Genomic DNA, 11,532 nt, shown 5'->3' with positions numbered 1-11,532 from the left:
CGCGGGCGCCCACCAGGACCCCGACCGAGGGCGCGGTCGCCGCGGCCAGGGAGGCCGCGCCGAACGCCCCCAGCCCCACCTGGAGGACGCGGGCGGAGCCGTACCGGTCTCCCAGCCGCGCCCCGGGCATCAGCAGCGCGCCGAAGAGCACGGCGTAGACGGTCACGACCGGCGTCGCCGCCGCTGCCGGGGCGCCCAGGTCGGCCAGCATCGTGGGCAGCGCGGCGATGACGAGCGTGGTGCCGAGGACGTCGACGAACTGCACCGCGCACAGGGTCGGCACCGCACCGCGAGGGGTCGGGGTGGCTGTGCCCGCCGGAGAGGTCGCCTCGGTCACGGAGCGGGGGCTACCCGTCTTCTTCATCGATGAAGCACGCACGATGTGCGCGTGCCCTCCGACCGTGCCCGCCCGGTGACGCTGCAGGCCGTCGCCCACGAGCTCGGCGTGTCGGCCAAGACCGTGTCCAACGCGTTCTCCCGGCCCGACCAGCTCTCCGCGTCACTGCGGGAGCAGGTGCTGGCCACCGCCCGCCGGCTCGGCTACCCGGGCCCCAACCCGCTGGCGGCGGGGCTGCGCCGCGGCCGGGTGGGGGCGATCGGCGTCGCCTACGACAACGGGCTGTCCTACGCGTTCGACGACCCCGTGGCCGTGGAGTTCCTCGCCGGGGCCAGCGCCGTGGCCGAGCCGGCCGGCGCCGGACTCCTGCTGGTGCCGGGCTCGACCGATCCGCGCCGTCGCCTCGCCGCGCTGAGCAGCGCCGTCGTCGACGGGCTCGTCATCTCCTCGTTGTCCGACGACGACCCGCTGCTCGCCGCGGCGATCGCGCGCGGCCTGCCCCTGGTGGTCGTCGACCAGCCCCGGCCGGACCGCCTCGCCGCCCTCGGCGCGCCGGGGACGCCGTGGGTGGGCGTGGACGACCGCGCGGCCGCGGCGGCCGTGGCCGGGCACCTGCTCGACCTGGGGCACCGCCGGCTCGCCGTCGTCTCCTTCGGGATGCACCACGACCCCATCGCCCCCGGCCTGGTGGACGAACAGGCACAGGCGGCGGCGACGTACGCGGTCACCCGCGACCGCATGGCCGGCTACCGGGACGCGGGCGTCCGCGCCGGGCTGGACTGGGCCGGCGTGCCGGTGTTCCACGGCGGGGACAGCACGCCCGAGGTCGGTGCGGCGGGTGCTGCCGCCGTGCTCGCCACGGACCCCACCCCGACGGCGCTGCTGTGCCTCAGCGACCGGCTCGCCGAGGGGGCGCTGCGCGCGGCGGCGGACCTCGGGCTCCGGGTGCCCGAGGATCTGTCCGTCGCCGGCTTCGACGACGCCACCCCCGCCGCCGGGCTCGGCCTCACCACCGTGCGCCAGCCCACCCGGCTCAAGGGGAGGACGGCCGCGCGGGACCTGCTCGACCGGCTCGCCGGCCGGCCGGTCCCGGGACCGCGGGTCCTGCCCACCGAGCTGGTCGTCCGGACCTCGACCGGCCCGGCGCCGGTGTCCTAGCTGTTCGACGGACCTAGCGCCCCCGCCAGACGGGCGGGCGGCGCTCGGCGAACGCCGTCGCGCCCTCGCGGGCGTCCTCGGAGGAGAACACCGGCTCGATCAGCGCCTGCTGCCGCGCCCAGCCCTCCTCGGCGGTCCAGTCGGCGGTCTTCCGGGCGATCTCCTTGGTGGCCGCGACCGCCAGGGGCCCGTTGGCGGCGATCACCTCGGCCAGCCCGACGGCGGCATCGAGGGCGCCGCCCTCGTCGACGACCCGGTTGACCAGGCCGACGGCGGCGGCCCGCTCGGCGTCCACCGGCTGACCGGTCAGCAGCATCTCCATCGCCACCGCGTGGGGCACCCGGCGCGGGAGGAACAGCGCGGCGCCGGCCGCGGCCACCAGCGAGCGGCTCACCTCCGGCACCCCGAAGCGGGCCGAGCGGCCGGCGACGACGAGGTCGCAGGCCAGCACCAGCTCGAACCCGCCGGCCAGCGCCCAGCCCTCGACGGCGGCGACCAGCGGCTTGCGCGGCGGGGTCTGGGTGATCCCGCACAACCCCCGCCCCTCGATCGACGGGCGCTCGCCGCGCAGGAACGCCTTGAGGTCCATGCCGGCGGAGAAGGTGCCGCCCGCCCCGGTGAGCACGCCGGCGCGCAGCTCGTCGGAGGCGTCGAGCTCGTCGACGGCCGCGGCGACCCCCCGGGCCACGGTGGCGTCGAGGGCGTTCTTGGCCTGTGGCCGGTTGATCGTGACCACCTGGACGGCGCCCCGCCGCTCCACCAGCACGCTGTCGTCGGACACGGGTGCCCTCCTCACTCCTCCGCCGCGGCACCCTGCCGCGGCGCGTCGATGCGCCCCCTCAGCGGGGGTGCGACCACTCCGCCAGCACGACGTGCGCGTCCGCCGGACCGGGCGGCACCGGCGCGGGCGGGCCGGCCGGCGTCCGGGAGAACCGCGGGGCGGGCGCGGCCTGCAGCACGCCGTCGACCTCGACGAGCGTGCCGCGGGCGGCCAGGTGCGGGTGCGCGGCGGCCTCCGCCGGCTCGAGCACCGGGGTGACGCAGGCGTCGGTGCCGTCGAACACCGCCTCCCAGTGCTCCCGCGGCTGCGCGGCGAAGGCCGCGGTGAACGCCTCGCGCAGCCGCGGCCAGCCGCGCGGGTCCATCTGCGCCGGGAGGTCCACACCGGTGAGCCCGAGCCCCTCGAGCAGCGCGGCGTAGAACTGCGGCTCCAGCGCACCGACGGCGACGAACCGCCCGTCGGCGCAGGCGTAGACGTCGTAGAAGGGGGCGCCGCCGTCGAGCAGGTTGGTGCCCGGGCGGTCCGACCACAGCCCCTGCCCGCGCAGCGACCACATCAGCTGCGAGATCACCGCCACGCCGTCGACCATCGCGGCGTCCACCACCTGGCCGCGGCCCGACCGCGTCCGCTCGTGCAGCGCGGCGAGGACGCCCACCAGCAGGAGCATGGAGCCGCCGCCGTAGTCGGCGACGAGGTTCATCGGGAAGCGCGGCGCCTCGCCCGGCCGGCCCAGCGCGGCCAGCGTGCCGGTCAGGCCCAGGTAGTTGACGTCGTGGCCCACCCGGTCGGCCCACGGGCCGTCCTGCCCCCAGCCGGTCACGCGGGCGTAGACCAGGCCGGCGTTGCGGGACAGGCACTCGTCGGGACCGAGGCCCAGCCGCTCGGCGACGCCGGGGCGGAAGACGTCGACCAGCACGTCGGCCCGCCCGACCAGGCCGAGGACGAGGTCGCGACCCTCGGGCGTCTTGACGTCCGCGGCGATCGAACGCCGGCCGCGCAGCACCGCGTCCCGGCCGGCGGTCCCCATCGACAGGCCGCCCGAGGGCCGCTCCACCCGGACGACGTCGGCACCGAGGTCGGCCAGCACCATCGCCGCGTGCGGCCCGGGGCCGATGCCGCCGAGCTCGACCACCCGCAGTCCGGCCAGCGGACCGCTCATGCCGCCCTCCGCAGGTGCCGGTCGAGGAAGCGCAGGATGCGCCCCCAGGCGTCCTCGGCCGAGGGCTGGTGGTAGGCCAGCCCGACCACCCGCTCGAGCGCCGACAGCGGCCCGGCGTCGTGCCGGTTGAGGAAGGAGTGCCCGGCGTCGGGGTACTCCACCACGTCGTGCTCGACGCCGAGGCCGGTCAGCACCGTCTCCAGCCGGGCGGCGGCGCCGCGCAGCCCGACGTCGCGGCGGCCGAAGCTGGCGACCACCGGGCAGGCCCCGCGCAGCACCGCCTCGGCGTCGTCCGGCAGGGGGCCGTAGTTGGGCGCGGAGACGTCGAAGCCGCGGGTGGCCGCCACCAGCGCGAAGCCGCCGCCCATGCAGAAGCCGAGGACGCCGACCCGGCCGGTGCAGTCCGCGCGCGTGGCCAGGAACTGCCGGGCCGCCTCCAGGTCGCCGAAGGCCGGGCCCTCGCCGCGCGACAGCGACCGGAACGTCGAGCGCAGGCAGCGCAGCGCGCCGCCGGCGGAGAACAGGTCGGGCGCGACCGCGAGATGTCCGGCCGCGGCCAGCCGGTCGGCCTGCTGCCGGACGTCGTTCGTGAGGCCGAACGCCTCGTGGACGACGACCACGCCGGGCCAGGGCCCCTCCCCCACGGGCGGGACGGCGAGGTGCGCGGAGAGCTCGGGCGCGCTCGCCCCGCCGGGGATCACGGTGGTGGGCAAGGGGACGCCTCCCTGGTCACAGCGGCAGCCGGTGCCGCCGACGCTAGCCCGGGGGTGTGTCGCCGGTCTCAGCGACCCGGCCGGCCGGCGTGGCGCAGTCCCGGTGCGCGACCGCGAGCGTGCCGCCGACCGGGCAGCGGGCGCGGTCGCCCCCTCGGCCGGTGGCGGGTCGGCGGTCACGGCTGCGGCGTGGGTCACGCTGGGTTCGCTTGACGAACCATGCGGCTCGGAGGATGGTTGGAGATGCAGACCCAGCAGGTCGGAGCCACGACCGGTGGGTCCGCCGACGGGACCGGGATCCGGCCACCGCCGCCGTCCGACGTCCGAGGAGGACCCGTCATGACCCGCCTGCGTGCCGCCATCACCTCGGCCAGGGCCTCCGCCCGCACCACCCGCGCCCGCCGTCGCGACGAGCGCGAGATCCAGCGGGCTCTCGCCGCCGCCCCGACGCTCGAGTCGGCGCACGAGATCGTCGCTCTCGCCGCCCGGCGCTGAGCACCCCGCCGCCGCACGGCGGCAGCTCCACCTGACACGGCCCCGTGGTCCCCGACCACGGGGCTGCGCCGTCTCCGGACCCGTCCACGGGTGTGGTGTGCGCTACACGTGCGCCGTTAGGGTGGCACTGAGTGCCAGCCGGGTGGGGCCCGGCGGACCGACGGGACGGAGACGACGGTGGCGAACGCGTGGTTCGAGACGGTGGCCGAGGCGCAGCGGCGGGCCAAGCGGCGCCTGCCCAAGGGCGTGTACGGCGCCCTGGTGGCCGGGTCGGAGAAGGGCCTGACCGTCGACGACAACCTCCGGGCCTTCGACGAGCTCGGCTTCGCCCCGCACACCGCCGGGCTGTCCAACTCCCGGCAGATGGCCACCACGGTCATGGGCCAGGACGTCTCGATGCCGGTGCTGATCAGCCCCACCGGCGTGCAGGCGGTGCACCCCGACGGCGAGGTCGCCGTCGCCCGGGCTGCCGCCGCCCGCGGTCTCGCGATGGGCCTGTCCTCCTTCGCCAGCAAGCCGGTCGAGGAGGTCGTCGCGGCCAACCCGAGGACCTTCTTCCAGATGTACTGGGTGGGCACCCGCGAGGAGATGCTCGCCCGCATGGACCGCGCCGAGCGGGCCGGCGCGGTCGGCATGATCGCCACCCTCGACTGGTCGTTCGCCTACGGCCGCGACTGGGGCAGCCCGTTCATCCCGGCCAAGATCGACTTCGAGGCCGCCCGCCGCTACGCGCCGCAGGTCCTGCTCCGCCCGCGCTGGCTGGCCGCGTTCGCGAGGACGGGGCGGATCCCGGACCTCACCGTCCCCAACATGGTCGCCACCCCCGGCGAGCAGGCGCCCACCTTCTTCGGCGCCTACGGCGCGTGGATGCAGTCGCCCATGCCGAGCTGGGAGGACGTCGCCTGGCTGCGCGAGCAGTGGGACGGGCCGTTCATGCTCAAGGGCGTGATGCGGGTCGACGACGCCCACCGCGCCGTCGACGCCGGCGTCACCGCGATCTCGGTGTCCAACCACGGCGGCAACAACCTCGACAGCACCCCGGCCTCGATCCGCGCCCTGCCCGCGGTCGCCGAGGCCGTCGGCGACCAGGTCGAGGTGCTGCTCGACGGCGGCATCCGCCGCGGCAGCGACGTCGCCAAGGCCCTCGCCCTCGGCGCCAAGGCGGTCATGATCGGCCGCGCCTACCTGTGGGGCCTCGCGGCCAACGGGCAGGCCGGCGTCGAGAACGTCCTCGACCTCCTGCGCGACGGGCTCGGCTCGGCACTCACCGGCCTGGCCCGCGAGTCCACCGCCGACCTGCAGCGCGACGACGTCGTCGTCCCGCCCGGCTTCGAGCGGCGTCTCGGCGTCGACGAGCCCGACGCGCCGGTCGAGACCGTCGTCGGGCGCAGGCGCCTGGCCTGAGGAAGGTCCTCCCTGCCCCCAGGGAGGAGCAGGGAGGCCGCACCGGCGGGAATCCCCGGGACCGAGTGGCGTTGCACCCCGCAACGAACGCGCACCGCTCCGGAGGTACCCCCGTGCAGATCCCGTTGTCCGTGCTCGACCTCGCCCCCGTCGCCCGGGGCGAGACGGTGGGCAGCAGCATCGCCGCCAGCGTCGCCCTGGCGCAGCGCGCCGAGCAGGCCGGCTACCGGCGGGTCTGGTACGCCGAGCACCACAACATGCGGCACATCGCCTCGTCGGCGACCAGCGTGCTCATCGCCCACGTCGGCGCGCACACCTCGACCATCCGGCTCGGCGCCGGCGGCGTGATGCTGCCCAACCACTCGCCGCTGACGATCGCCGAGCAGTTCGGCACGCTCGAGGCGATGTACCCCGGGCGGATCGACCTGGGGCTGGGCCGCGCGCCGGGCTCGGACCAGAACACCATGTACGCGCTGCGCCGCGACGCGAACTCCGCCGACCGCTTCCCGCAGGACGTCCTCGAGCTGCAGGGCTACCTCACCGGGCACTCGCGGGTCCCCGGCGTGGACGCCATCCCGGGCCGCGGCAGCGACGTGCCGCTCTACGTGCTCGGCTCGTCGATGTTCGGCGCGGGCCTGGCCGCCGCCCTCGGCCTCCCGTACGCCTTCGCCTCCCACTTCGCCCCGCAGGCGCTGGAGCCCGCGGTGGCCGCCTACCGGCGCGACTTCCGCCCCTCCGAGCAGCTCGACGCGCCGTACGTGATCGCCGGGGTCAACGCGATCGCCGCGGACACCACCGAGGCCGCCCGGGCCGCGCGCGAGGCCACCCGGCGGCGGCTGGCGGTGGGCCTGTTCGGCCAGGGCCGCGACCTCTCCGACGACGAGGCGGAGCTGCTGCTGTCCTCGGGCGCCGGCGTCCACGTGGACCGGATGCTCACCCACACCGCCGTCGGCACCCCCGCCGAGGTGCGCGGACAGCTCACCGACTTCGCCCGGCTGGCCGACGCCGACGAGCTGATCGTGGCCCACCAGGCACCGGGCACCGAGGAGCGGCTGCGCTCGGTGACGCTGGTCGCCGCGGCCATGGAGTCCGTCCCCGCCTGACGAAGGACCCCGTCCTCCCCGTCCTCAGCAGGCTCGGCAGGAGGACCCCCTCCTCCCCACCCCTCGCACGCTCGCGGCGGGACCCGGGAGGGAGCCGCGCGGGACGGGACCGAGGAGCCGATCGCGGTGCGCTGACGGGGATCGACCGGGACGTCGGCGAGGATGTCTCGGTGCACGCCGAGACGGTCCTCCTGCTCGCCCTGGCCGCGGTCGCGGTCATCGTCGCGGCCCGCTGGCTGGGTGACCGGACCGGACTGCCGGCGGCCGCGCTGCTCACCGTCGCCGGGCTGGTGTACGGCCTGCTGCCCGGACCCAACCTCACGCTGGACCCCGAGATCGTCCTCATGGTCCTGCTGCCGCCGCTGCTCTACAGCGCCGCGCTGGACTCCTCGCTGATCGCCATCCGGGCCAACCTGCGCACGGTGGTCAGCCTCTCGGTGCTGCTCGTGCTGGTCACCGCGCTGGCCGTCGGCGCCGGGTTCGCGCTGCTGGTCCCCGGCGCGACGCTGGCCGCCGGGATCGCCCTCGGCGCCGCCGTCGCCCCGCCGGACCCGGTGGCGGCGCTGGCCATCGGCCGCCGGGTCGGCCTGCCGCCGCGGATGGTGACGCTCATCCAGGGCGAGGGCCTGCTCAACGACGCCACCGCGCTGACCCTGCTCACCGTCGCGGTCGCCGCGGCCACCGGGGACGGGTTCTCCACCTGGTCCGCGCTGGGCCAGTTCGCGCTGTCGACGGTCGGCGGGGTCGCCGCGGGGCTCGCCGTCGCCTACGGCATCCGCCCGCTGCGCCGGCTGCGCCGCGACCCGCTGTCCTCGAACGCCATCTCCCTCGCCACCCCGTTCCTCGCCTACCTGCTGGCCGAGTCGGTGCACGTGTCGGGGGTGCTGGCCGTCGTCGTCGCCGGGCTGGTCATCGCGCACAACAGCCCGTACTGGGTCTCCAGCGCCACCCGGCTGCAGACCGACGCGGTGTGGCGGCTGGTCGACTTCCTGCTCGAGGGGATCGTCTTCCTGCTCATCGGCAACCAGCTGCCGGCGGTCATCGGCGGACTGGGCCGGTACGAGACGTCGACCGTCGTCGTCGCCTCGGCGGTCACCGTGGGGGCGGTCCTGCTGGTGCGGCCGCTGTGGCTGTGGCTCACCGAGCACGCGCCGCAGGCCCTGCACATGCGCCTGGGCGCCGGTCCGGAGGCCGAGGACGACGACCCGCGCACGGTGCCGCGGCAGCTGTCGGGCCGGGAGATCACCGTGCTCAGCTGGGCCGGCACGCGCGGTGTCATCAGCCTGGCGGCGATCTTCACCCTGCCGCTGACCACCGACTCCGGCGAGCCGTTCCCCGCGCGCGACCTGCTGCTGTTCTGCGCCTTCCTGGCCGTGCTGGTCACCCTCGTCGGGCAGGGCGCCACCTTCGCGCCGCTGGTCCGCCGGCTGGGGATGCGGGCCGACGCCGCCGACGGCGCCCGGCAGCGCAACCAGGCGCGGATGGCGGCCGTCGAGGCCGGGCTGCTCCGGCTGGACGAGCTGCAGGCCGAGCAGCACGACCACCTCGACGACGCCGCGATCGAGGCGGTGCGCAGCGTCCTGCGCACCCGGCTGGACCGCTACCGGCAGCGGCTGCAGGTCCTCGGCGACGCGGAGGGCGAGATCCCGATGTCGCCGCAGTACGAGGCGGCGCTGCGGGTGCGCCGGGCGGTCATCGACGCCGAGCGCACGGAGCTGCTGCGCTGGCGCGACCTCGGCCGGCTGCCCGACGAGGGCCTGCGCACCCTCGAGCGCGAGCTCGACCACCAGGAGAACCTGCTGCCCGCACGTCCGGTCTGACCACGGGTGGTCGGGCGGCTCAGCCGCTCCCGTCGCGGGTGCCGGCGAAGAGGAACGCCGGGGGGACGTTCCACGGCGTGATCCGCAGGCGCACGTCGGCGAAGCGGCGGCGCAGCTCCCCGAGGATCAGCGGCGAGTACTGGATGACCACCGCGGTGCCGCCCGGGCGCAGCGCGCGGGGCAGCTGGTCGAGCAGCCGGCGGCGCAGGTCCGCGTCGAGCGAGGTGAACGGCAGCATCGAGACGAGCACGTCGGCAGCCTCGCCGTCGAGGTGGGCGTCGACGTCCTCGGCGGAGTCGCAGACCACCTGCAGCCGAGGGTCCCCGATCCGCTCGGTCAGCCGGCGGGCCAGCCGCGGGTCGATCTCCACCGCGACCAGCCGGGCCTCCGGGGACAGCCGGGCCAGGATCTCCCGCGTCGCGACGCCGGTGCCCGCGCCGAGCTCGACCACCAGCCGGGCCGCGGGGACGTCGGCGAGGTCGAGCATCGCGCGGATCGCCGTCCGCGACGTGGGCAGCACCGCGCCCACCTGCCGCGGGTGGGCGAGGAAGGCGCGCAGGAAGCGCGCGCCGTCGGCCAGTCCCTGACGCACGTCCCCTCCCGTTCCCGGCGCCACCCGGCGCAACCGTCCGGACCCTGTCACGGACGGCCGGTCGGCGCAGGGTCAGGCGATCCGGTGGACCGGTCAGGCGGACGGCGCGGCCGTCGTCCGGTGCGCGTCGAGCCAGGCCACGACGTCGGCGAGGACCTCGTCCTTCTCCGGCTCGTTGTGCGGCTCGTGGAAGAGTCCCTCGTAGACCCGCACCGTCAGGTCGGGCGAGGCGGCGTGCGCGCGGACCACCTCGCTGGCCGACGGCGGCATCAGCCGGTCGGCACCCCCGTGGATCACGAGCAGCGGGAGGGTGAGCGAGCGCAGGCGGGCCGGCATCCCGGCCGCGCCGAGCATGATCGCGGTGCCGGTGCGGGCGAGCATCTTACCGGTGTGGTTGAGCGGGTCGGCACGGTAGGCGGCGACCACCTCCGGGTCTCGGCTGACCGTCTCGGGGTCGAGCGTGAGCACGCCCAGGCCGGGTGCCAGCCGGGACAGCACCGGCGCGAGCACCCGCTGCACCGGGGTCGCCGTGCTGGTGTCGAGGGCGGGCGCGGAGACGACGCCCCCGGCGACCCGCTCGTGCGGGGTCCCGGTGAGGTACTGCAGCGCCACCAGCCCGCCGAGGCTGTGGCCGTAGACGAACAGTGGCACGCCGGGGTGCCGGTCGGCGGCGGTGCGGGCCAGCGTGGCGACGCCGGCGACGGCGGCGTCCAGGCTGACGAGGTCGCCCCGACGCCCGGGCGAGCGGCCGTGTCCCGGGTGGTCGGCGGCGTAGCCGGCGTAGCCGGCCGCGCCGAGCCGCTCGGCCACGTGCGCGTACCGGCCGCCGTGCTCGTGCGCACCGTGGACCAGCACGACGACGCCGACCGGGTCGGCGACCGTCCAGCCCTGCCAGTAGAGCCCCGAGGGCAGCGAGCCCTCCTCGTGCGCGACCGCGCGGCCGGGGTCCTCCGTCATCGCGTCCTCCCGTGCTCGCCCGGTGTCCTGGCGCGGGAGCATGCCACCGCGCCAGGCGGGCGGGTCAGCGCGGCTCGACCGGCGGTCCGACGTCGACCGGGCCGGGACCGAGGTCGCGTTGCAGCCAGGCGACGTCGTGCCAGGCGCCGTCCTTCCAGCCCACCCGCCGGTAGGTGCCCACCGGCTCGAACCCGAGCGCCCGGTGCAGCCCGAGGCTGGCCTCGTTGGGCAGGGTGACCCCGGCGAGGGCCACGCGGTGGCCGCGGGCGGCCAGCCGGTCGAACAACGCGCCGTAGAGCAGGCGGCCGGCACCGGTGCGCCGGCGACCCGGCTCCAGGTAGACGCTGACCGTGCACGACCAGCGGTAGGCCGGCCGGGACATGAACGGGCCGCCGTAGGCGTAGCCGCGCACCGCGCCGCCGTCCTCGAGCACCAGCCAGGCGTGCGCGCGCTGGGCGGCGGCGATGCGCCCGGCCATCTCCTCCGCCGTCGGCGGCTCGGTCTCGAAGGAGACGGCGGTGCCGGTGACGTAGGGGGCGTAGACGGCGGCGCAGGCGTGCGCGTCGCCGGGGGTGGCGTCCCGGACGACGCCGGACGGGGGCGGGCTCACGCCTCGCACGCTAGCCGCGGAGCTCCCGTCGCCCCGGCGGCGTGGGCCTCCCGGGGCAACGCCACGTTGCCCCGGGGCCGGGCGGCCGGGGCCGGACGCGGGCCGCCGGAGATGCGACCGATCGGCGTTCCGAGGCCCGGGCGTGTCGCCCGGTCGGCTGGCATCATCTCGGGTGCAACCTGCCGCCCCGGGTCGAACGACACGGAAAGGGGCGGATGACGACGCCGGGAGCCCATCCGGCCTGGAGGTGTCGCGGTGCCCCCTGCGACGACGACCGTCCCTGTCCCCCGGACCCGGCTCGACCTGACCGGCTGGCTGCTCGGGGCGGCCCGCCGCTGGCACGCCGCCCCGGACGCCGATGCCGCCGTCCGCGCCGTGGTCGCCGACCTCGCCGCCCTGCTGC

At 76.7% G+C, this 11,532-nt stretch carries 12 protein-coding genes; 5 read left to right on the top strand and 7 right to left on the bottom strand.

What is annotated here, in order from left to right:
* A partial coding sequence (locus ABQ292_RS24515) for an MFS transporter (protein ID WP_369210325.1) occupies window positions 1-265 on the bottom strand: 265 nt, incomplete at its 3' end.
* Window positions 266-388: 123 nt separating this feature from the next.
* Here ABQ292_RS24515 and ABQ292_RS24510 point away from each other — a divergent pair.
* Window positions 389-1,495 (top strand): LacI family DNA-binding transcriptional regulator, encoded by a 1,107-nt coding sequence (locus tag ABQ292_RS24510; protein ID WP_369210324.1) that lies wholly within the window; start codon window positions 389-391, stop codon window positions 1,493-1,495.
* Between the two features lie 13 nt (window positions 1,496-1,508).
* Here the strand turns inward: ABQ292_RS24510 and ABQ292_RS24505 are convergent, their stop codons facing one another.
* The 3 genes from ABQ292_RS24505 to ABQ292_RS24495 are packed head-to-tail and all read right to left on the bottom strand — an operon-like array spanning window position 1,509 to window position 4,148.
* Complete coding sequence (locus ABQ292_RS24505; protein ID WP_369210323.1) at window positions 1,509-2,276, bottom strand: crotonase/enoyl-CoA hydratase family protein; 768 nt, start codon at window positions 2,274-2,276, stop codon at window positions 1,509-1,511.
* Window positions 2,277-2,334: 58 nt separating this feature from the next.
* Entirely contained in the window at window positions 2,335-3,435 is a 1,101-nt protein-coding gene (locus ABQ292_RS24500) for a CaiB/BaiF CoA transferase family protein (protein ID WP_369210322.1), read from the bottom strand.
* The gene (locus ABQ292_RS24495) at window positions 3,432-4,148 is read right to left on the bottom strand and encodes a dienelactone hydrolase family protein (RefSeq protein ID WP_369210321.1); all 717 of its coding nucleotides are present in this window, start codon (window positions 4,146-4,148) and stop codon (window positions 3,432-3,434) included. Before ABQ292_RS24495 ends, ABQ292_RS24500 begins: the two co-directional genes overlap by 4 nt.
* Before the next feature lie 339 nt (window positions 4,149-4,487).
* Here ABQ292_RS24495 and ABQ292_RS24490 point away from each other — a divergent pair, with 339 nt between their 5' ends.
* The 4 genes from ABQ292_RS24490 (at window position 4,488) to ABQ292_RS24475 (ending at window position 8,970) form a co-directional block, all read left to right on the top strand.
* Complete coding sequence (locus tag ABQ292_RS24490) at window positions 4,488-4,643, top strand: hypothetical protein (RefSeq protein WP_369210320.1); 156 nt, start codon at window positions 4,488-4,490, stop codon at window positions 4,641-4,643.
* A gap of 177 nt (window positions 4,644-4,820) precedes the next feature.
* Complete coding sequence (gene mftD / locus ABQ292_RS24485; protein WP_369210319.1) at window positions 4,821-6,047, top strand: pre-mycofactocin synthase MftD; 1,227 nt, start codon at window positions 4,821-4,823, stop codon at window positions 6,045-6,047.
* A gap of 113 nt (window positions 6,048-6,160) precedes the next feature.
* Entirely contained in the window at window positions 6,161-7,150 is a 990-nt protein-coding gene (locus ABQ292_RS24480; RefSeq protein WP_369210318.1) for an LLM class flavin-dependent oxidoreductase, read from the top strand.
* 170 nt (window positions 7,151-7,320) lie between these two features.
* Window positions 7,321-8,970 (top strand): Na+/H+ antiporter, encoded by a 1,650-nt coding sequence (locus ABQ292_RS24475; RefSeq protein WP_369210317.1) that lies wholly within the window; start codon window positions 7,321-7,323, stop codon window positions 8,968-8,970.
* 19 nt (window positions 8,971-8,989) lie between these two features.
* Here ABQ292_RS24475 and ABQ292_RS24470 read toward each other — a convergent pair whose 3' ends face one another.
* The 3 genes from ABQ292_RS24470 to ABQ292_RS24460 all read right to left on the bottom strand — a co-directional run bounded on the left by ABQ292_RS24470 (window position 8,990) and on the right by ABQ292_RS24460 (window position 11,129).
* Window positions 8,990-9,562, bottom strand: a complete 573-nt coding sequence (locus ABQ292_RS24470) for a class I SAM-dependent methyltransferase (protein WP_369210316.1) — start codon at window positions 9,560-9,562, stop codon at window positions 8,990-8,992.
* Between the two features lie 93 nt (window positions 9,563-9,655).
* Entirely contained in the window at window positions 9,656-10,519 is an 864-nt protein-coding gene (locus ABQ292_RS24465) for an alpha/beta hydrolase (RefSeq protein ID WP_369210315.1), read from the bottom strand.
* Between the two features lie 64 nt (window positions 10,520-10,583).
* Complete coding sequence (locus tag ABQ292_RS24460; RefSeq protein WP_369210314.1) at window positions 10,584-11,129, bottom strand: GNAT family N-acetyltransferase; 546 nt, start codon at window positions 11,127-11,129, stop codon at window positions 10,584-10,586.
* Window positions 11,130-11,532 lie beyond the last annotated feature (403 nt).

Origin of the sequence: Geodermatophilus maliterrae (assembly GCF_041018925.1) — a bacterium.
In the GTDB taxonomy this organism is placed as follows: domain Bacteria; phylum Actinomycetota; class Actinomycetes; order Mycobacteriales; family Geodermatophilaceae; genus Geodermatophilus; species Geodermatophilus maliterrae.
The sequence above is the reverse complement of the archived record's forward strand: the minus strand, read 5'-3'. Positions and strand labels throughout refer to the sequence as shown.

Bases quoted from the DNA above. Each gene is read 5' to 3' on its own strand.
- ABQ292_RS24500 (WP_369210322.1), bottom strand. From the start codon at position 3,435: ATGAGCGGTCCGCTGGCCGGACTGCGGGTGGTCGAGCTCGGCGGCATC.
- ABQ292_RS24490 (WP_369210320.1), top strand. From the start codon at position 4,488: ATGACCCGCCTGCGTGCCGCCATCACCTCGGCCAGGGCCTCCGCCCGC.
- ABQ292_RS24465 (WP_369210315.1), bottom strand. From the start codon at position 10,519: ATGACGGAGGACCCCGGCCGCGCGGTCGCGCACGAGGAGGGCTCGCTG.